Annotated in this window: 18 protein-coding genes; 9 read left to right on the top strand and 9 right to left on the bottom strand. The window is 54.9% G+C overall.

From position 1 onward, the window contains the following. Window positions 1–92: 92 nt before the first annotated feature. The 8 genes from ACFL9S_RS00560 (at window position 93) to ACFL9S_RS00525 (ending at window position 7392) form a co-directional block, all read left to right on the top strand. Complete coding sequence (locus tag ACFL9S_RS00560) at window positions 93–1328, top strand: extracellular solute-binding protein (RefSeq protein WP_405259671.1); 1236 nt, start codon at window positions 93–95, stop codon at window positions 1326–1328. A gap of 9 nt (window positions 1329–1337) precedes the next feature. Continuing rightward, on the top strand, window positions 1338–2246 hold the full coding sequence (locus ACFL9S_RS00555) for a carbohydrate ABC transporter permease (protein ID WP_405259670.1): 909 nt from the start codon (window positions 1338–1340) through the stop codon (window positions 2244–2246). Continuing rightward, window positions 2236–3075 carry a carbohydrate ABC transporter permease gene (locus tag ACFL9S_RS00550; RefSeq protein ID WP_405259669.1) on the top strand — a complete coding sequence of 280 codons (840 nt, stop codon included), beginning with the start codon at window positions 2236–2238 and terminating at the stop codon, window positions 3073–3075. Before ACFL9S_RS00555 ends, ACFL9S_RS00550 begins: the two co-directional genes overlap by 11 nt. Window positions 3076–3178: 103 nt before the next feature. Beyond that, window positions 3179–4261 carry an ABC transporter ATP-binding protein gene (locus tag ACFL9S_RS00545; protein ID WP_405259668.1) on the top strand — a complete coding sequence of 361 codons (1083 nt, stop codon included), beginning with the start codon at window positions 3179–3181 and terminating at the stop codon, window positions 4259–4261. A gap of 118 nt (window positions 4262–4379) precedes the next feature. Next, the gene (locus ACFL9S_RS00540) at window positions 4380–5282 is read left to right on the top strand and encodes a LysR substrate-binding domain-containing protein (RefSeq protein WP_405259667.1); all 903 of its coding nucleotides are present in this window, start codon (window positions 4380–4382) and stop codon (window positions 5280–5282) included. A 115-nt stretch (window positions 5283–5397) separates the two neighbouring features. Beyond that, entirely contained in the window at window positions 5398–5814 is a 417-nt protein-coding gene (locus tag ACFL9S_RS00535) for a DoxX family protein (RefSeq protein ID WP_405259666.1), read from the top strand. A 10-nt stretch (window positions 5815–5824) separates the two neighbouring features. Continuing rightward, window positions 5825–6766 carry a glutathione S-transferase family protein gene (locus ACFL9S_RS00530; RefSeq protein WP_405259664.1) on the top strand — a complete coding sequence of 314 codons (942 nt, stop codon included), beginning with the start codon at window positions 5825–5827 and terminating at the stop codon, window positions 6764–6766. Between the two features lie 20 nt (window positions 6767–6786). Beyond that, window positions 6787–7392, top strand: coding sequence for an alpha/beta hydrolase (locus ACFL9S_RS00525; RefSeq protein ID WP_405259663.1), 606 nt, complete (start codon window positions 6787–6789; stop codon window positions 7390–7392). Here ACFL9S_RS00525 and kdpD read toward each other — a convergent pair. Genes kdpD through kdpF form a run of 5 tightly spaced genes read right to left on the bottom strand, consistent with a single transcriptional unit; the run spans window position 7380 to window position 14486 of the window. After that, on the bottom strand, window positions 7380–10055 hold the full coding sequence (gene kdpD, locus ACFL9S_RS00520) for a two-component system sensor histidine kinase KdpD (protein ID WP_405259662.1): 2676 nt from the start codon (window positions 10053–10055) through the stop codon (window positions 7380–7382). The two genes, ACFL9S_RS00525 and kdpD, sit on opposite strands and share 13 nt — an antisense overlap. A gap of 8 nt (window positions 10056–10063) precedes the next feature. Then, entirely contained in the window at window positions 10064–10636 is a 573-nt protein-coding gene (kdpC, locus tag ACFL9S_RS00515; protein WP_405259661.1) for a potassium-transporting ATPase subunit KdpC, read from the bottom strand. Window positions 10637–10646: 10 nt separating this feature from the next. Further along, complete coding sequence (kdpB, locus tag ACFL9S_RS00510) at window positions 10647–12695, bottom strand: potassium-transporting ATPase subunit KdpB (RefSeq protein WP_405259660.1); 2049 nt, start codon at window positions 12693–12695, stop codon at window positions 10647–10649. Window positions 12696–12711: 16 nt separating this feature from the next. Further along, on the bottom strand, window positions 12712–14397 hold the full coding sequence (kdpA, locus tag ACFL9S_RS00505; RefSeq protein ID WP_405259659.1) for a potassium-transporting ATPase subunit KdpA: 1686 nt from the start codon (window positions 14395–14397) through the stop codon (window positions 12712–12714). After that, window positions 14397–14486, bottom strand: coding sequence for a K(+)-transporting ATPase subunit F (gene kdpF / locus ACFL9S_RS00500; RefSeq protein WP_405259658.1), 90 nt, complete (start codon window positions 14484–14486; stop codon window positions 14397–14399). The genes kdpA and kdpF overlap by 1 nt, the downstream gene beginning before the upstream one ends. 411 nt (window positions 14487–14897) lie before the next feature. Here kdpF and ACFL9S_RS00495 point away from each other — a divergent pair, with 411 nt between their 5' ends. Continuing rightward, complete coding sequence (locus tag ACFL9S_RS00495; RefSeq protein WP_405259657.1) at window positions 14898–15494, top strand: LuxR C-terminal-related transcriptional regulator; 597 nt, start codon at window positions 14898–14900, stop codon at window positions 15492–15494. Window positions 15495–15573: 79 nt separating this feature from the next. On the opposite strand, the gene ACFL9S_RS00490 is transcribed toward ACFL9S_RS00495, so the two are convergent. The 4 genes from ACFL9S_RS00490 to ACFL9S_RS00475 form a co-directional block, all read right to left on the bottom strand. Then, window positions 15574–16050 carry a DcrB-related protein gene (locus ACFL9S_RS00490; RefSeq protein WP_405259656.1) on the bottom strand — a complete coding sequence of 159 codons (477 nt, stop codon included), beginning with the start codon at window positions 16048–16050 and terminating at the stop codon, window positions 15574–15576. Between the two features lie 78 nt (window positions 16051–16128). Next, a complete protein-coding gene (locus ACFL9S_RS00485) occupies window positions 16129–17478 on the bottom strand; it encodes a GlcNAc-transferase family protein (protein ID WP_405259655.1) in 1350 nt (449 codons plus the stop codon). A 32-nt stretch (window positions 17479–17510) separates the two neighbouring features. Further along, a complete protein-coding gene (locus ACFL9S_RS00480; protein WP_405259654.1) occupies window positions 17511–18512 on the bottom strand; it encodes a fimbrial protein in 1002 nt (333 codons plus the stop codon). Beyond that, the gene (locus ACFL9S_RS00475; protein ID WP_405259653.1) at window positions 18513–19580 is read right to left on the bottom strand and encodes an ImpA family type VI secretion system protein; all 1068 of its coding nucleotides are present in this window, start codon (window positions 19578–19580) and stop codon (window positions 18513–18515) included. Window positions 19581–19630: the final 50 nt, after the last annotated feature.

The following is a 19630-nucleotide window of genomic DNA, read 5'->3' as shown; positions in this document are numbered from 1 at the left end:
CCGATGATGTTGTGCGGCTCAGACATTCTATTGATCCAGGCGAATAAGACCTTGTTCTGACCGCTTCCTTTTTAGGTTAAATGGAGTAAGTAATGAAAAAATCCACCGCTTGCCTGATAACTCTGCTTGCCCTGAGTGCCTCCGGCGCTGCCTCTGCAAAAACACAACTCAACGCCCTGTTTATGTCTCAGGCCGCCTACAGCGAAAGCGACGTGCGTGCCATGACCAGCGATTTCGAAAAAGCCAACCCGGATGTCACCATTAATCTTGAGTTTGTGCCCTATGAAGCCCTGCACGATAAAATTATCGCGGCACGCGGCGCAGGCAGTGACGGCTACGATGTGGTGCTGTTTGACGATATGTGGCCCGCGGAATTTGCCAAATTTGGCCTGCTAAAAGATATCACCAGCCAGGTGAGCGCCGACGAGAAAGCGAAGGTGTTCGACGGTGCCTGGAATACGGTCAGCTGGGACAAAAAACTGTGGGGCATGCCGTGGATCCTCGACACCAAATATCTCTTCTATAACAAAGCGATGCTGGCAAAAGCTGGCATTGCGAACCCACCGACCACCTGGCAGCAGGTGATGGATCAGTCCAAGATTTTGCAGGATAAAGGCATCGTTAAATACCCGCTGGTGTGGAGCTGGTCCCAGGCTGAAGCGCTGGTGTGCGACTACACCACGCTGGTGTCAGCCTTTGGCGGCCAGTTCTACCAAAACGGTAAGCTGAACTTCAGCGATGCCGGATCGGTGAAAGCCGTCACCTTTATGAAAGAGTCGCTGGATAAGGGCGTCACCAACCCGAACTCTCGCGAGTATCTGGAAGAGGACGTACGTAAGGTGTTCTCCAATGGCGATGCCGCCTTTGCCCTGAACTGGACCTATATGTACAACATGGCCAACGATCCGAAGCAGAGCAAAGTGGCCGGTGATGTGGGGATTGTTCCGGCACCGTCGGAGCAGCCGGGCAAAGTGGCAGCGATGAACGGTTCGATGGGGCTGGGCGTCACCCAGACCAGCGCCCACCAGGATCAGGCCTGGCAGTATGTGCGTTATCTGACGTCGCAGCCGGTGCAGGATAAATACGCCAAACTCAGCCTGCCTGTCTGGAAATCCTCCTACGACGATCCGTCCGTACAGAAAGGCCAGGAGCCGCTGATAGCTGCGGCGAAAAAATCCCTCGATGTGATGCTGATGCGCCCGATTACGGCCGACTACTCGCGCCTGTCGAATGGTCTGCAACAGCAGCTTCAGCAGGTATTGCAAGGCCAGCAGACACCGCAATCAGCCATGGAAGCGGTGACGAAAAGCGCAGCCCGACTGCATTAAGGGAACGCCATGCTCAGTCTGCAACACCGTGAGCAGCGTCAGGCATGGGTGCTTCTGGCACCCATGCTGATCGTGATGGCCATGCTAACCGCCTGGCCGCTGCTGCGCACTATCTGGCTCAGTTTTACCGATGCCGAGCTGATCGGCAGCGGCGCACAGACCGGTTACGTCGGGCTGGATAACTATCTCTACGCCCTGACCGACCCGGATTTTCGTGCGGCGATTGGCCGCACGCTCTATTTCACGGTGATCTCCGTGGCGCTGGAGGGGGTGATCGGCGTGCTCGTCGCGCTGCTGCTGAACCAAAAATTTACCGGCCGCAACGTGCTGCGCGTGCTGGTGATCCTGCCCTGGGCGCTGCCCACTATTGTGAACGCCATGATGTGGCGACTGAATTTCAACCCGGATTACGGCAGCATTAATGCCCTGCTGACCCAGGCAGGGATTATCGACGGCTATCGCAGCTGGCTCGGTTCCCCGGACTCTGCGCTCAATGCGGTGATGCTGGCCGACGTATGGAAAAACTATCCGCTGGTGACGCTGCTGGTGCTGGCCGCCATGCAGTCGATTCCCGAGGATCTGTATGAAGCTGCGCGGCTCGACGGTGCGCCGGCGTGGCGGCGTTTTCGCGCCATCACCTTTCCGGCCATTGTCGGTGCGCTAAGTGTGGCACTGGTGCTGCGTACTATCGACGCGTTTAAAGTGTTCGACATCATCTATGTGATGACGCGCGGCGGCCCGGTCGACAGCACCAAAACCCTCAGTTTCTATGTCTATCAGGAGTCATTCAGCTATCTGCGGGCGGGCAGCGGGGCGGCTTACGCCATTCTGATGACGCTGATGTGCAGCGTGCTGATCGCACTGTATATGGCGATGCTCTACCGCCAGCGCCGCAGGAGTCTTGCTGATGAAACGTAAACTGCGCCGCGTTTTACTGTATGCCGCCGCTCTGCTGCTGGCGGCATCGATTCTCGGGCCGATGCTGTGGCTGTTTCTGATGAGCGTCAGCGCCAACAGCGATCTGACGCGTATTCCGCTGGAGTGGCTGCCGCGCCAGTGGGACTTCAGCCGTTACCGCGCGCTGTTGTCACTCACCCCCGGTCAGCCCGGCGAACTGTTTCTGCATGCGCTGGGCAACAGTCTGCTGGTGGCGGGTTTTGCCACGCTGATTTCCCTGCTGCTGGCGGTGCCCGCTGCCTTCAGCTTCTCGCGCTATGCCGGGCGCGATCTGTGGCTGTTCGCGGCGCTGGCGATCTATATGGTGCCGCCCGTGGCCTTTGTGCTGCCGCTCTATTTTGTGCTGCAACAACTCAGCCTGCTGAACACCCATCTCGGGTTGGTGCTGGTCTACTGCTCACTGATCCTGCCGTTCCTGACGTGGATGCTGAAAAACCAGTTTGATGCCCTGCCACGCGATATTGAGCAGGCAGCCCGCCTGGATGGCCTGCACTTCTGGCAAGTGCTGCTGCGTATCACGTTGCCGCTGGCAAAACCGGTGCTGGGTGCCTCGGCGCTGTTCGGCTGGCTGCTGGCGTGGGATGAGTTTTTCTATGCGCTGCTGTTTACCAGTAATCTCGATGCGCAAACGCTGCCCGTGACCATCGCCGGATTTACTGCCGGACGCGCCACCGATGACGGCCTGATCGCCGCCGTGGGTATCCTCGCCTCATTACCGCCGTTGCTGATCGCCATCTGGCTGCAAAAAAGCCTGGTGGGCGGGCTGGCCAGCGGCGGCAGCAAAGGTTAATTGTGTCGAAAACCGGGTCGGGCATGCCCGCGCCCTACAGGACGACGCAGCCTGTCCATTGTAGGGGCGAGGCATGCCTCGCCCGTCACCACAGGAAAACAGAATGGCACGCGTTGAACTGGTCAAAGTCACGAAACGTTACGATAAGCACACGGTGTTGCACCCGCTCGATCTGACGATTGAAGATGGCAGCTTTACCGTGCTGGTCGGCCCTTCCGGCTGCGGAAAATCCACCCTGCTGCGTCTGCTGGCCGGGCTGGACACGCTGTCTGACGGGGCGATCCTGCTGGACGATCGGCAGATAAACGATCTCGATCCGGCGGATCGCGATATCGCGATGGTGTTTCAGAGCTACGCGCTGTATCCGCATCTGACGGTGGCGGAAAACCTGGCGTTTCATATGCAGGTTAAACGGGTTAAGCGTGACGAACAGCAGAGCCGCATTGCACGGATCGCCAGCATTCTCGGCATTGATAAACTGCTGAACCGCTATCCGCGCGCCCTCTCTGGCGGCCAGCGTCAGCGTGTGGCGATGGGCCGGGCGATGATACGTAATCCGCAGGTGTTTTTGTTTGATGAACCGCTGTCGAACCTGGACGCCCAGCTGCGTATGGAGCTGCGTGCGGAGATCAAATCGCTGCACCAGCGCTTTAAAACCACTATGGTGTATGTCACCCATGATCAGGTAGAAGCCATGACGCTGGCCGACCGTATTGTGGTGATGCGCGATGGGATGATTGTGCAGCAGGGCAAGCCGCTGGAGATCTACGACCATCCGGTGAATACCTTTGTCGCACGCTTTATTGGATCACCGCCGATGAATCTGCTGGCAGGTGAGCTGGAAACGCGCGATGGCCTTCCCGGCGTAAACTGTAACGGACTGTGGTTTCCTCTGCCCGCTCGCTGGCACGACAGCGCCCGGCAACAGGGATCGCAGCCGGTGATCGTCGGGTTGCGCGCCCATGATTTTATCCAGACAAGCCACACCGCCCATCCCCCCGCGCTGCTGAAGGTGCTGGAAGTGACCGGCGAATCCAGCCTGCTGCACGCCGAATGGCAGGGCTTTCCCCTGCATATTCAGTTCGCCGGGCGCGTGGCGCTGGACCCCCTGCAATCCCTTGCGCTTGATATCAATCCCGAAAAAATCCATCTGTTTGATGCACAAAGCGGTACGCGGCTGGTTTAATGGTGTCATCAGGGCGAGACATGCCCGAAAACGTGGGCGAGGCATGCCTCGCCCCTACGTGACCTCATCGTAGGGGCCGGGCATGCCCGGCCCGTTTTTCTGTAAACAAGGGAAAACCGTGGAACGTCTGGATTGCGATCGAATGTTTGTGGCGGTGCTGGAACTGGGCAGCTTTGCCGCCGCGGCGGCCCGGCTGGGGACCAGCAGCGGCCAGGCCTCTAAGCTGGTGTCTAAACTGGAAAAAGAGCTGGGCGTGCAGCTGCTGAAACGCAGCACGCGCGCACTGTCCCCCACTGAAGTCGGGCAGGCCTATTTTTCCCAGGTCAAACATCTGCTGGATGAATGGGATGCGCTCGATGCTTCGGTGCGCCACGCGGCGGGGAAACCCTCGGGGCGCATCAAACTCAGCGCCCCCATCACGTTTGGTGCCAGCCAGCTGGCTCCGGCGCTGATCGCCTTTGCCCGCGAGTTCCCGGAAATTGAACTGGATGTCAGCTTCTCTGACCGCGTCGTCAATATCGTTGATGAAGGATTTGACGTCGCCATCCGCATTGGAAAACTGAGCGACAGCAGCCTGATCGCCCGCCGCCTGATCGATATGCGCGTGGTGATCGCCGCCAGCGATGACTATTTGCAGCAGCACGGTATTCCCACGCACTATCCGCAGTTAGCCGAACATAACTGCATTATCGACACCAATTTCCGCGATCCTTATCACTGGCCGTTCGGCAGCGAGGGCGAAACCGTGCCGGTGCATGGTCGTCTGCGCTTTTCCAATGCCGAAGCCTGCCTGATCGCTGCACTCAGCGGGCTGGGTATTGCCCGGCTGCCGACTTTTATTGCCGGGCCAGCCCTGCGTGCAGGGACCATCCGGCCTCTGCTGATAGAGAGTGAGATCCCCCCGCTCGGCCTGCACGCCGTCTATCCTCCCGCCCGCCATCTGGCGCACAAAGTCCGCGCGCTAATCGACTTTCTGGTCCACTACTACGCCGGGAAACCGGAGTGGGATCAGGGCTGGTGATTCGTTCCAAATCGGAAGGAATCATTGCGTGATTGGCGGGATAATCAGCACTGAGGAATGAGTGTAGAGTGTGTCTTATCAACTCTGGCACTCACACTTTATAAGGCACCTCATCATGACTGATACCCGTACCGCCCCCTGGGCCGCGCTGATCCTGCGTCTTTCTCTTGGCATCCTGTTCCTGGCACACGCTGGCCTGAAGTTTTTTGTCTTTACTCCGGCGGGCACCGCGAAATTCTTTGAGTCACTGGGCCTGCCCGGCGGGCTGGCTTACGTCACCATCGTCTGGGAAGTGCTGGGTGCTGTGGCACTGATCGTCGGCTACCGTCCGCGCATTGCCGCTCTGCTGCTGATCCCGGTCCTGTTGGGTGCGATTGCTACCGTTCACGGTCCGGCCGGTTTCTGGTTCACCAACCCGAACGGCGGCTGGGAATACCCGGTATTCTGGACCATCAGCCTGCTGGTACTGGCGTTGATCGGTGACGGAAAATACGCGCTGAAAGCCTCCCTGCCTGCTTCACGCCTGAACTGAGAAACGACTGATGCTGGTAAACGGTAAATGGACGGCAGAGTGGCACCCGGTACAGGCCACGGATGAAAAAGGTGGCTTTGTTCGTCAGACTTCCAGCTTCCGTCACTGGGTGACGGCGGATGGCAGCAGCGGCTTTCTGGCCGAGCCGGATCGCTACCACCTGTATGTGGCGCTGATCTGTCCGTGGGCTTCGCGCACGTTAATCGCCCGTAAGCTGAAAGGGCTGGAGGCGGTCATCAGCGTCTCCGTCGTTGAGCCACAGCTGACCGATGAAGGCTGGCACTTTGGCGACTTCCCTGGCGCAGACCGCGATACGCTGAACCATGCGGAATACCTGCATCAGTTGTACACGCGTGCCGACGACAGTTTCACCGGGCGGGCAACGGTGCCGGTGCTGTGGGATAAGAAAACCGGCACTATCGTCAGTAATGAATCGGCCGATATCGTGCGCATGTTCAACAGTGGCTTTGGTGCGCTGGCCACACAGTCTGTCGATCTGTACCCTGAAGCCCTGCGGGCCGAGATTGACGCGCTCAACGCGGAGATCTATCCGCGCCTGAACAACGGTGTTTACCGCGCCGGGTTTGCCACCACCGCCATCAGCTACCGCGAAGCCTTTAATGATGTGTTCGGGATGCTGGCTGAGCTGGAAACACGCCTGAGCAACCGTGGGCCTTATCTGTTTGATGATGTCCTGACCGAAGCCGATATTCGCCTGTTCGTGACGCTGATCCGCTTTGACGTGGCCTATCACGGTCTGTTTAAGTGCAACCTGCGTCAGTTACGCGACTTCCCGGCGCTGAATGCTTACCTGCAACGTCTGCTGGCGCTGCCCGGCGTTCGCGAGACGGTCAGTATCGATCATATCAAGCAGGGCTATTACTCTATTAAGGCACTGAACCCCAACGGGATTGTGCCCGCCGGGCCAGACATGAGCGGCTACGGTTTTTAATCTGATTTACGAGGCAAACAATGTCGAAAGGATTGGTTATTTTACTGCACGGCGTTGGCAGCAGCGGCGATGATCTGGCAGGCCTGGGCGACCACTGGGCACCCACCCTGCCTGGCGTCAGCTTTGCCAGCCCCAATGCACCGTATCACTTTGAACATGGCGCAGGCTGGCAGTGGTTCAGCCTGGCGGGTATTACTCCGGAAAACCGTCCCGCACGTGTGGCTGAAGCGCGTGCCGCCTTTGACCAGACACTACAGGCGATCCTCGATCAGCATCAGATGAGCGACAGTCTGGATAAGGTGTTCCTGGTCGGCTTCTCACAGGGGTCGATTATGGCACTGGATGCGCTGGTGTCGGGCCGTTGGCCGGTCGCCGGGATTGTGGCGTTCTCCGGTCGGCTGTCGTCACCACAGCCGTTCACCCCGGCACTGAATACGCCGGTACTGGTGCTGCACGGCATGGCCGACGGCGTGATCCCGGTGCAGGAAGGCCAGGCGGCAGAACAGCGTCTGCGTGACCTCGGCGTGCAGGTGACCAGCCAGTTCGAACCGGGCGTCGGCCATACCATTTCAGCGCAGGGTGCAGCGCGTGCCGCAGAATTTATTGCGGCACATCAATCCAAATAATCCTCAATCAGCGGTGGCGGGGTGAGTGGCAGGCTGATGATAAAGCGTGCCCCGCCCTGTGGTCGGTTCTCTGCATGGATAGTGCCGTCATGCAGAGTGACTATTGCCTGACAAATCGCCAGCCCCAGCCCGACCCCCGGCACGGCCGACTCTTTGTTACCCCGGGAGAACTTCTCGAAAATCCTCTGCTCCTGACCGCTGGCAATGCCCGGCCCGTCATCCCACACTTCCAGCATCAATCGTTGCGCTGAAGGCTGTGTGGCACGTATCCCGATGTTCGCCGCAGGACCTGCATATTTCAGTGCATTTTCCAGCAGATTACTGATCACCCGCTCCATTAGTGGACCATCGACGTCCATCAGCAGCATCGGAGGCAGGTCGAGCGAGATAGTGCGCCCGGCCAGCAGTGCGGATAGCTGACGCAGCGTGCTGCCGACTAATTCGTCCAGCGCCATCCACTCACGCTTCAGCTGAAAACCACCGGACTGCAAGCGCGCCATATCCAGCAGGTTATTCACCAGCCGGATGGTGTTCAGCGTCTGCTCACGCATAGCACTGGCCTGCGGCGCATACGGCGAGTGCTCTGAGGCCAGATCGAGGGTAAGAATTTCAGCCTGACCAAACAGCACCGTCAGCGGGGTGCGCAGATCGTGGGAGAGCGCAGACAACAGCGCATTACGCAGCTGTTCACGTTCTGCCGCCAGCCTGGACACCGCCTCGCGCTGGCTGAGGTTCATGCGTTCCAGCGCGTTGGCGATCAGCACGGTGAAGGTTTCAACCAGCCGCTGCTGCTCGGGGATCATCAGCTGACGCAGGTTGAGAGGCTCGAGGATCAGCAGGCCCAGCGTTTCACTGCCGCTTTTCAGCGGCAGCATCTGCCAGGGGACACCCGGCAGCGTATCGGTTCCGGCCCCGGCAGGCTGCCCTTTATCAAAGCTCCAGCGGGCAATCGCCCGATCCGGTACGGCGCTAAGATGGGCTTCCCCCACCGCCACCAGCTCGCCCTGTTCGTCGGGCAGATAAAGCTCACTGCGGGCCTGCAAGGTGCTCTCTACACTGCGCTGGAGCGTGGCGGCAATATCACGCTGACTGAGCGCCCGACTGAGCGCTTTCGCCATCTCATACAGATGGTGCGCACGCTGCTCACGGTAACGCGCCACCCGGGCCTGATAACGCACCCCGGCGGTCAGATTGCCGACGATGACCCCCACCGCCAGCATCACGCTAAATGTCACCAGATACTGCACGTCCGATACCGCCATCGTCCCGGTCGGTGCCACGAATACCAGATCAAAGGCGACAATGTTCAGCAGTGTCGCCACCACTGACGGCCAGCGCCCGTAGCGCAGCGCGACAATCACCACCGCCAGCAGATACACCATCACCAGGTTAACCGAATCAACCGCTGGCAGCAGCCAGCGCCCGGCTACCGTCACCAGCGCACAGAGTAACAACGCGGCGGCGCAGCCCCGCAGCTGCGCATGCCATTTACCTTCATTGCCGCCTGCGCGGGAAGCCAGCGGACTGGCGGCATCTGGCGGCGGGTCATCCAGCGCGACGATCAGAATATCGAGATCCGGTCCCAGTTCGCCCAGGCGGTCGGCAAAACGTTCGCGCCACCAGCGCCGGGTCGGACGGCGGCCAATAATAATTTTGCCAAGGTTGTGCTCGCGGGCGTAACGCAGCACCGCGCTGGCTTCGCTCGGATCCGACAGCGTGGCAGTTTCCGCGCCGAGGTCCTGCGCCAGTTGCAGCGTGCGCAGAATGCCGCGCCGCCGCGCTTCAGAGAGGCGATGCAGACGCGGGGTTTCGACATACACAGCGTGCCACACGCTGTCGAGCCGGGCCGCTAAGCGGGCAGCGCTGCGCACCAGCTTTTCACTGCCGCTGTTATCACCAATGCACAGCAGGATGGCATCACGCGTGTGCCAGACTTTTTCGCGTCCCTGGGTATCACGCCAGGCGCGCATCTGGTCATCGACGCGGTCGGCGGTGCGCCGCAGCGCCAGTTCACGCAGCGCGATCAGGTTACCTTTACGGAAGAAGTTTTCGATGGCGCGCTCGGCGCCCTTGCCGATATAGACCTTGCCCTCTTTCAACCGCTGACGCAGGTCATCCGGCGGCAGGTCCACCAGCACCACGTCATCGGCAGCATCGAAAAAGGGGTCAGGCACAGTTTCACGCACGCGGATGCCGGTAACGCCACCGACCACATCGTTCAGGCTTTCCAGATGCTGAACGTTGACGGTGGTGATCACGTCAATGCCCGCGTCCAGCAGCTCTTCAATGTCCTGCCAGCGTTTCGGGTGGCGTGAGCCACGGGCGTTGCTGTGCGCCAGCTCGTCCATCAGGATCACCGCCGGATGGCTGGCCAGCGCGGCATCAAGGTCAAATTCGAGGTGGCGATGCTGCCCGGTGGCACGTCGCGGCAATATCGTCAGCCCGGCCAGCAGCGCGGCCGTTTCCGGGCGGTTATGGGTTTCCACCACACCCACCAGTACCTCCAGCCCCTGCGCACGCAGACGGCGAGCTTCCTGGAGCATCGCCCAGGTTTTCCCTACGCCGGCGCAGGCACCAAAGTAAATTTTCAACTTACCGCGATGGCTTTCTGCCGCCAGGCGCAGTAGCGCATCCGGGTCAGGGCGCTGGAGTTCGTCGTTCATCTGATTCCTTAATGTTGCAGTGCATCCAGTGCCAGGTTTAGCGTCAGCACGTTAACACCGGGTTCGCCGATAAAGGCCGGGCGCGGCGTCACCGTATTATCGGCAATCAGCCGTTCAACCGTATCCAGTGGAAGCTGACGCGCCTGCGCTACGCGGGATGCCTGCCAGCGTGCCGCCGCAGGTGAAATTTGCGGGTCCAGCCCGCTGCCGCTGGCAGTGACCAGATCGACTGGCACCTGATGGCTGGCCTGCGGGTTTGCGGCACGAAGTGCCGCCACGCGTTCAGCAATAGCCTGGTCCAACGCCGGGTTGCTGCCTGCCAGATTGCTGCCGCCCGATGCCAGCGGATTATACGCCACATCGCCCGTGGCCGATGGCCGCCCCTGGAAATAGTCCGCACGCGTGAAACGTTGTCCGATCAGGGCCGAACCGCGCACGGTGCCCTCCAGGCGCAGCAGTGAACCGTTGGCCTGCTGCGGGAACCACCACTGTGCCAGCCCGGTCGTTAGCAGAGGATAGAGCAGCCCGGTGACCAGCGTCAGTAATATCAGCAAAAACAGAGCAGGACGTAATTGGCTCATCATTTTTTCCTTATGCCATACCCAGCAGGGTCAGCAGCATATCAATCAGTTTAATCCCGGCGAACGGCACCAGCAGACCGCCGACACCATACAACCACAGGTTACGACGCAGCAACGCGGCAGCACTCAGCGGGCGATAGCTCACCCCTTTCAACGCCAGCGGGATCAGGAACACAATCACCAGCGCGTTAAAGATCACCGCCGACAGAATCGCGGAGTTGGGCGAGTGCAGCTGCATCACATTCAGCATATTGAGCTGCGGCAGCGTGGCAGCAAACGCGGCCGGGATAATAGCAAAATACTTCGCCACATCGTTGGCGATGCTGAACGTGGTCAGGGAACCGCGCGTCATCAGCATCTGTTTCCCGATATGCACCACTTCCAGCAGTTTGGTCGGGTTGGAGTCGAGATCCACCATGTTACCCGCCTCTTTTGCCGCCTGGGTGCCGGAGTTCATGGCGACCGCCACATCAGCCTGCGCCAGCGCCGGGGCATCGTTGGTGCCATCACCGGTCATCGCCACCAGCCGTCCTTCGGCCTGATACTGGCGGATCAGCGCCAGCTTGGCTTCAGGCGTCGCTTCTGACAGGAAATCATCAACCCCGGCCTCGGCGGCAATCGCGGCGGCAGTCAGCGGGTTATCCCCGGTGATCATCACCGTTTTAATGCCCATTTTACGCAGCTCGGCGAAGCGCTCTTTAATGCCGCCCTTCACAATATCTTTCAGCTCTACCACGCCCAGCACCGTCGCGCCATCGCACACCACCAGCGGTGTGCCGCCTGCACGTGCCACCTGCTCCACAAGGCCGTTAACCTCTGACGGGAACTGGCCGCCGTTGCTGTCGATATAGCGGCGCACTGCATCCACCGCGCCTTTGCGCACGGTGCGGTCCTGGACATTCACGCCGCTCATGCGCGTCTGCGCCGAGAACGGAATAAACGTCGCATCCAGGCTTTTCAGGTCGCGTTCGCGCAGATTAAATTTCTGCTTCGCCAGCACCACAATACTGCGCCCTTCCGGGGTTTCGTCGGCCAGCGAGGCCAGCTGTGCCGCATCGGCCAGTTGCTGTTCGCTGATGCCCGAGGCAGGCAGAAACTGTGTCGCCTGGCGGTTACCCAGCGTGATGGTGCCGGTTTTATCCAGCAGCAAGACGTCGACATCTCCGGCCGCTTCAACCGCGCGCCCACTGGTGGCGATCACGTTGGCCCCCAGCATCCGGCTCATACCCGCCACGCCAATCGCCGACAGCAGGCCGCCAATCGTCGTGGGGATCAGGCAGACCAGCAGCGCCACCAGTACCGTCAGGTTGACCGGGTTACCCGCCCAGGCCGTAAACGGATAGAGCGTGGCGGTAGCCAGCAGAAACACGATAGTCAGCGCCACCAGCAGGATGGTCAGGGCGATCTCATTCGGCGTTTTACGCCGCTTGGCCCCTTCCACCATCGCAATCATCCGGTCGAGGAAGGTTTCCCCCGGGTTAACAGTACACTGCACCACCAGCCAGTCAGAGAGAATACGTGTCCCCCCGGTCACCGAGGAGAAGTCACCGCCGGACTCACGGATCACCGGTGCGGATTCCCCGGTAATAGCGCTTTCATCCACTGATGCACCGCCCACCAGAACCTCGCCGTCACAGGGGATCATATCGCCCGCTTCCACCAGTACCCAATCGCCTTTACGCAGCGACTCCGCTGCCACTGACTGGTGGCTGGCACCGTATTCCGGCGCGGCAAGTTTTTTGGCAAAGCTGGTTTTAGTGATGCCTTTCAGGCTGTTGGCCTGGGCTTTACTGCGCCCTTCCGCCAGCGCTTCCGCCATATTGGCAAACAACACGGTAAACCACAGCCAGACGGCGATGGCGGCAGTAAAGCCCGCTTCACCTGGCGTTTTCCCGGCAACCATCGCGATAGCCAGCAACGTGGTCAGCACGCTACCCAGCCACACCACAAACATCACCGGGTTGCGCACCTGAGTGCGCGGGTCCAGTTTTTTCAACGCATCGAGCAGCGCGACACGCATCAGCGCCCCATCAAACAGCGCTTGTTGATTACGACTCATGTCTCTTCTCCGCCCGTTAACGACCGATCATTTGCAGATGTTCCGCCACCGGCCCTAAGGCCAGCGCCGGGATAAAGGTCAGCGCACCCACCAGCAACACCGTGCCTGCCAGCAGGGCGATAAACAGCGCGCCGTGGGTCGGCAGCGTGCCCTGGCCCGCGGGCTGGACCTTTTTCAGCGCCAGAGAACCGGCAATCGCCAGTACAGGAATGATGATGCCAAAGCGGCCCACCAACATGCAGAACGCCAGCAGCAGGTTCCAGAACGGCGTGTTCGCACTCAGTCCGGCAAAGGCGCTGCCGTTGTTATTGGCCGCCGAGGAGACGGCATACAGCACTTCCGAGAAACCATGTATGCCGGGGTTAAGCATGCCGCTACGCCCGGCCTCGGTCATCATCGCCAGCGCAGTGCCCAGCAGCACCAGGCTCGGTGTCACCAGGATCGCCAGCGCGGTCATTTTCATTTCCCAGACGTCGATCTTTTTACCGAGATACTCCGGCGAGCGACCGATCATCAGCCCGGCAATAAACACCGCCAGCAGCACAAACAGCAGCATGCCGTAAAGCCCCGCGCCCACGCCGCCGAACACCACTTCGCCGATTTGCATCAGCCACATCGGCACCATGCCACCGAGTGCGGTAAAAGAATCGTGCATGGCGTTGACGGCACCGCAGGAGGCTGCCGTGGTAATCACCGCAAACAGGCTGGAGTTGAGGATGCCAAAGCGCGTCTCCTTGCCTTCCATATTGATGGCGCTATCCGCGCCCAGCGTGAGGAAGTGCGGATTGCCATTCAGCTCGGCCCACATCACCACGGCCACCGCCAGGATGAACATCAGCGACATCGTCCACAGCAGCACATGTCCCTGACGGGCATCGCGCACCACCTCACCAAAGGCAAAGCACAACCCCGCCGGGATCAGGAAGATCGCCAGCATCTGGACAAAATTGCTGTATACCGTCGGGTTTTCGAACGGATGTGCGGAGTTGACGTTAAAGAAGCCACCGCCGTTGGTGCCGATCATTTTGATCGCTTCCTGCGAGGCGACCGGTCCCATCGGCAGCGTCTGCTTCACCCCTTCCAGCGTGGTCAGGCTCAGATAGCTGTCGACGTTTTGCAGCACACCCTGGCTGACGAGGAACAACGCCATCAATAGCGAGAGCGGCAGCAGGACATACAGCGTAATGCGGGTAATATCGCGCCAGGCGTTACCCAGCTCACCCATTGCACGACGGGCAAATCCGCGCATCAGCGCGAAGGCCACGGCGATCCCGGTAGCCGCCGAGAGGAAGTTCTGAACGGTCAGCCCGACCATCTGGCTGAAATAGCTCAGGGTGCTTTCCCCGGCGTACGACTGCCAGTTCGTGTTGGTGACAAAGCTGACGGCAGTGTTGAGCGCCAGGTGCCAGCTCAGGTTGGGTAGCTGCTGTGGGTTCAGCGGCAAACTCCCCTGATTCGCCAGCATGACAAACAGCAGCAGTAAGCCGCAGGCATTGAACAGCAGGATCGCCAACAGATAACGCCGCCAGCTCATACCTTCCGGAGCAACACCACTGATGCGCCACAGGGCTCGTTCCATGCCAGCCAGACCCGGTATTGCGCGATCATCGACCAGCCGTGCCAGCCCTTTCCCGAGTGGACGGGCCAGCAGCATCAACAACGCCATATAACTGGCAATCAGTAAAAAAGCAGGTACGGCCATTAGAATTCCTCCGCACGGATCAGGGCATACACCAGGTAGCCCAGCAGCAAACAGACCAGCACAATGCCAGTAATGACAGCGATGCTCACAACACACCTCCAGAGGCGTTTTTCAGTAGCGCTATTGTTGCGAGTCGCGTGCAAAGTTGATGTAAAAATGCAGGGCTGGAGTGTAAAAAAAGTATAAAAATGGGCGGAAAAACAGCATAAACGCGATGGCTGACTTTCTCAGAGAGATGGACGAACGCATTTTCCATCAGGATCAATAGCAACAAGCAGAGGTCATTTGGGAGGATTTTAAATTTTATTATCCCATCCCTTAACAGGAAGAGACCAGAAAAGAGAATGACGTGCTGACACCCATAAAAAACATCGCTAATTCTCTAAAAGGCAGAGGAACACTCTAAATAAATCAAGTCACCATAAAGTGATAAATGGCCTTTTTCATTTAACTGTACAATTAGGGAAAAACATACTCGCGATACGGAAATCGAGGTAATCATGAAAATTTCAATTGAAAGTGAAAATATTTTCTACAAAAAAGGGCTGGGATTTTTGATTCAAGAAATGTTTCCAGAAGATAAAATTCATGATTTTTTATTGATTACTGACGGCCAGCAACAGGAGGAGGGCGAGATGCTAAACATCATATTTAGAGATTCGTCTATCAGCATAAACTTATATAATAAAAAAATAAAAGATGACGAGTTAAACCCCAACAATAAAAAATCAACCTTGCATATCCCTTTTGCTTGTAAAAATAAAAAAACAACTGATATAAAATGGATGATTGGAAAGATAATTTTCATTGCCAGTTTGAAAATCGATGAATATAGCAATGATGATTTTTATAACATTACGGGGTTGAAAAAACATGAACAATTATCTCTAACCGAAACAAAAATAATGTTATCGATAGGACGGGGGGATGATATCAATGTCATTTCCGGCCAATTAAATCGCTCTGAAAAAACGATTCATGTTCATTGGCGAAACGCATCAAGAAAGATGAGAATGGAAAACAAAGCCGATTTTTACAACTATGCAAAATTTATTTTAACCTGCAGAAAAAACGAAAGAAAAACACTTTGCCTGTAAGATAATCGTTAAAGATAAACGATAAATATTGAGAGGAGGTCGGTTTTGTCGTGCCCCCCCCCTCAGGAATAGGATAAAATTAGTCTTCTTTGATTGGTTTCGTTTTTGGTGCAAATGAATTAATCACCTGAACATAATGCTTGCGTTGAAATTCAGTGAAATCCTGTTCCGCAACCAGGGTAAAAACCATCAGCATGTTATTCCCAGGATTGTAGTCCGGGTGTTGAGGAAGTTGGACATAAGACTGAACCTGACGGACATAGTTGCCATTTTCAAGATAGCGATGGGCAACCTGGACCACGGGAAGTTTTGCCGGTCCAATGTTATGTTCAAGCTGCTTACCTTCACTCTTAAAGCCAGGAAGCGTATTTTGCATCGTCTGCATCTGTTTTTCGCAGAAGGTGACCACCGTCTGCCCTTCCGTCATCATCACCCGATTGATCAATATATTATATTCATAGTTTTCAGGATCACGAAAACGCATTACGTTAACTGAAACATCAATAACAGGCATATCGGTGAGGAAATCTCCCTCAAATATTTTATAAGTAATCATTTCATAACTCACTTGTGAAAGATAAAAATGTAAAGTTGAATAGTTCTGTCAATATACTCTCAAAAAATAATGAAGACTTTACCACCATGCTTCTTCGATAACCTCACCCCATCCTACTTTGTCGATGAATGGGCTGATACGTACAGAATAAGGAATCAAAATATCCCCAGAGGTGAAATCAAGTGATAGTGAAAAACTGCCATCTTCCGATTTTAAAATACTTTCATTTATTTCTTTGTTATAGATAGTTTGCTGTTCGAGCAACGTATTATCTTCAGTGTAAACACCGACATACCAGTAAATAGCATCCTTTCCTAACATGGAAATTTTTGATGAATCAAATTTAATCGTCTTTTTATAAATACCTACCAGCAACGATCGCCATTCACCTTCAATCAATTCACCGTAGGAAAAATAAGCTTTATGTTCATCACTGATGACGTCCGGATGAACCAGACAACGAGAAAAATCCACACCCGCAGTTCTCTCAAAGTCACTCAAGGTACGCTGTACACCTAGACAGTAAATTCCATGATCGCACCGCTCAGTAGTCTGATGACCCAGTAAGGCTTTTACTCTATTTTTAGAGATGGCGTCTCTTTCCCACCAGGCTTGATCAACGCTACCTTTAGTTTTTGCCTCATTACTATGGTCCGTCCAGACTTTGACGTGGTCTTGTCTGCCGTAAAAATGCCATAACAATACTTTATCGGGGTGAAAAATGTCATAACCGTGAGTAAATGCCCTGACCGCCATGGCTATTTCTTCACCTTCAAAGAAGATCTGAGGATCATTAGGGATCTCCGTGACAAAGCTCCCTAATGTGAAAATAAATCCTCCTGCAAGATAACTGCCTCTTATCGGAGAAGGAATGCTTTCAGTCATCACGTAGGGGCTTAGCTGTAAAATTTTTTCCTGCGAGAACCCTCGGAACATTAAGCGAATAAGATCGTTGGATTTTTCATCTAACTTATCCGGTTGGTAGGCCGGTGGATAACCCGTAAGAACAGGTTTTGGACTTAATGTTACCAACTCACCCAGTGCATCGATCATCTGATTATCCCATCCAGGGATGAAGCGGCAGTGAGAATCAATTTGCAGGAAGTATTCTTCATTATCATAAAGAGTTTCTGCAATATGCCTCGCCCAACAAGCCCCCTTACTTTGATAATAATGAACGCTGATCACCTGGATAACAGTATTCCGATAGCTAAAAATATACAGATTAAAGTCATGATGGAGGCGCTGCTGAGTAAGTTCCATTCCTTGTTTGAGGAAAATTGAGATATCTTCCTCACACTGCCAGCAAATACTGACATGTAAAGATTGGGGGCTGGCAGACTGAGAAACCATATCGACTAACGTAGGAATCAGTTCTGAATCACGATAACTCGCAATACTGACAAAAATAAAAGGTACATTATCCATTTTATACCACAATACTTTAAATTAATAATACGTTAATTAACTTGCAATAAAATTTCGGCCCTGGCGTCAAATCTGCCACCGGTGGGTCTTTTACTTGTCGGACCTAATGATGTCAATGTTGCTTTCCATTTAAACTGCGCTGGTAATTTATCGTTACTGGTTACTTTTCTCAAACTATTTCCATCCACAGTAACATTGACCCCTTCATGATCGGTAATTTCGATTCGCAGACGATCCGTATTCCCTCCGGCATCGGTAACTGAAATATACTTCCCATCGTTTGTCCGCGAATCAGCGATAATGGAAGCAAGGACAGAATACCTGCCGTAGTCGGTCCTGCAATTCATCGTAAAGTCCAGAGGGCGTTCAACACCCGCATCCGACATTGTTGGTGTGACAGTGTTAAAATCAATGCTTTTTGCATTCTCAAACGTACAGGCTGGTGTACTATTAATTGTAATTCTCCCCACATTCAGTTTTTGTGCGAAATTCGACATTGAATTAACACCAACAAAATTATAGGCAACATCCCCGCCATCTAATACGACATTACTTTTATTTGGAACCAAGCTGATAACGTCTGCCGTTTTAAAAAGTTCAATGAGAAAATATGAACGTGCCGGATAAACTATGCGACTTAACTCCATGGGAAGTAAAGAAGAATAAGGTATATCTTTCTTAACACTTCCATTATCCCACCGAATTTTCATACCAACACCATGAATATTCGTAGCGTACATATTATTTCCATCTGGAGGTGGGAGGCCAAAGGGCATCCCTCCATAAGGGACTCCAGGCGTACAGTTGATATAGGTCACTGCGTGTCCCGCTGTTGGGGAAACGATAGTCGCGAATGGCATTGCTGTATCTACGGGCATATCAGCGCTGATGCTCAAAACCTGTGCAGGGAGGTTAAAGGTAACGGGTGGTCCTCTATCTGCCTCCCCAGTAAGATCGAGGGTACAGTCAGCCTGCACAGCGGCACAGACTAACGCACAACATGTCACCAGAATTTTCATGCCAATAAAGTTCATTTATGTGTTCTCGCTGTCCATTTTAGTGATGAGTTCAGATGGCAGGATCTTCATTAGCTCAGTGAAACGTTTTCCAACCATACTTTCTGTTAGTTCCAGTAATAAGATAACTGGGCTACTCGGCTCCATGCGCGTAAACCACATCCTTATTTCAACTAACAGGGCTAAAGCATCCTGGCGATTCTCTAATTTGTTATTATTTTGCGATGCTGATGGAGGGCGATTTACACACTGTACTACGTCTTCTGTCGCCTCATGCAGAATTAAACCGTTATCACTTTGCGTCGACTCCAGATGAAGTTCATCGCTTTCTGGCTCATTAAGATAGTCTTCAACCGCTGGTGATGAGGAAGAAAAAAGGGTGAGGAGATGCGTAATTATAGGTAGTTCGGGGGCATCTTCACCCAGACTGCCCCTAAGGGAGTGTCGGACTGCCTGCAAGGATTTCGCTGCTCGGCTTAAAGAGATAATCTCTTTATCCGCCTGTTGATTCCATTCCTCTTGCATTGCAGAGATCATCGCATCGGGAAGCGCATCCGGTTCGCGAGGGGTAGCGAAGGATTTCTCGAAGTCCTTTAAAATAATAATCTGCCCTGCCGCTTTAGGCAGTTTGTGATTTCTTAAGTCTGTAATTAATCCTGAAGCATCATCCAGTTCTGAGAATGCATTAGCTCGCATTAATGGCTCAAAATCACCTTCATCAAACAGTAAAGGATAATACTGTTCAGGGAAAATCTCGATGAGCGCTTTTAAGGATGATATTCCTTCTTCTATCGCTATTAAACCAATTTTCCTTAGACGACAACGGATCATAATAATAAACAAACGCACATCTTTGCTTTTCTGCATCAGAGTGGCGCATTCGCGTTGAACCTCTGACCAATTTACAGGCTCGGCCTGCTCCACAAAGTTACCGTACTCAGCGCTCTGCTTTGGCTGTATTTTAGACAGAAGAAGAATAAAGGCTGAATCATATTCCAGGCTATCCCCACATGGAAACTCATCCGATACGGGCTGTAAAAATTCACTGTAAAATTGACTTATCTCAGTGATTGTGATGTCAGACACAGGTTCCCTCCTCATTAACATCGGGCGCATATGTCTATCCTCGACATACA

It is taken from the genome of Erwinia sp. AnSW2-5 (assembly GCF_045107195.1).
In the GTDB taxonomy this organism is placed as follows: Bacteria; Pseudomonadota; Gammaproteobacteria; order Enterobacterales; family Enterobacteriaceae; genus Erwinia.
The sequence above is the reverse complement of the archived record's forward strand: the minus strand, read 5'-3'. Positions and strand labels throughout refer to the sequence as shown.

Bases quoted from the DNA above. Each gene is read 5' to 3' on its own strand.
- kdpC (WP_405259661.1), bottom strand. From the start codon at position 10,636: ATGAGCCAATTACGTCCTGCTCTGTTTTTGCTGATATTACTGACGCTG.
- ACFL9S_RS00530 (WP_405259664.1), top strand. From the start codon at position 5,825: ATGCTGGTAAACGGTAAATGGACGGCAGAGTGGCACCCGGTACAGGCC.
- kdpA (WP_405259659.1), bottom strand. From the start codon at position 14,397: ATGGCCGTACCTGCTTTTTTACTGATTGCCAGTTATATGGCGTTGTTG.
- ACFL9S_RS00560 (WP_405259671.1), top strand. From the start codon at position 93: ATGAAAAAATCCACCGCTTGCCTGATAACTCTGCTTGCCCTGAGTGCC.
- ACFL9S_RS00485 (WP_405259655.1), bottom strand. From the start codon at position 17,478: ATGGATAATGTACCTTTTATTTTTGTCAGTATTGCGAGTTATCGTGAT.
- ACFL9S_RS00555 (WP_405259670.1), top strand. From the start codon at position 1,338: ATGCTCAGTCTGCAACACCGTGAGCAGCGTCAGGCATGGGTGCTTCTG.
- ACFL9S_RS00550 (WP_405259669.1), top strand. From the start codon at position 2,236: ATGAAACGTAAACTGCGCCGCGTTTTACTGTATGCCGCCGCTCTGCTG.
- ACFL9S_RS00495 (WP_405259657.1), top strand. From the start codon at position 14,898: ATGAAAATTTCAATTGAAAGTGAAAATATTTTCTACAAAAAAGGGCTG.
- kdpD (WP_405259662.1), bottom strand. From the start codon at position 10,055: ATGAACGACGAACTCCAGCGCCCTGACCCGGATGCGCTACTGCGCCTG.
- ACFL9S_RS00545 (WP_405259668.1), top strand. From the start codon at position 3,179: ATGGCACGCGTTGAACTGGTCAAAGTCACGAAACGTTACGATAAGCAC.
- ACFL9S_RS00525 (WP_405259663.1), top strand. From the start codon at position 6,787: ATGTCGAAAGGATTGGTTATTTTACTGCACGGCGTTGGCAGCAGCGGC.
- ACFL9S_RS00490 (WP_405259656.1), bottom strand. From the start codon at position 16,050: ATGATTACTTATAAAATATTTGAGGGAGATTTCCTCACCGATATGCCT.
- ACFL9S_RS00535 (WP_405259666.1), top strand. From the start codon at position 5,398: ATGACTGATACCCGTACCGCCCCCTGGGCCGCGCTGATCCTGCGTCTT.
- ACFL9S_RS00480 (WP_405259654.1), bottom strand. From the start codon at position 18,512: ATGAACTTTATTGGCATGAAAATTCTGGTGACATGTTGTGCGTTAGTC.
- kdpB (WP_405259660.1), bottom strand. From the start codon at position 12,695: ATGAGTCGTAATCAACAAGCGCTGTTTGATGGGGCGCTGATGCGTGTC.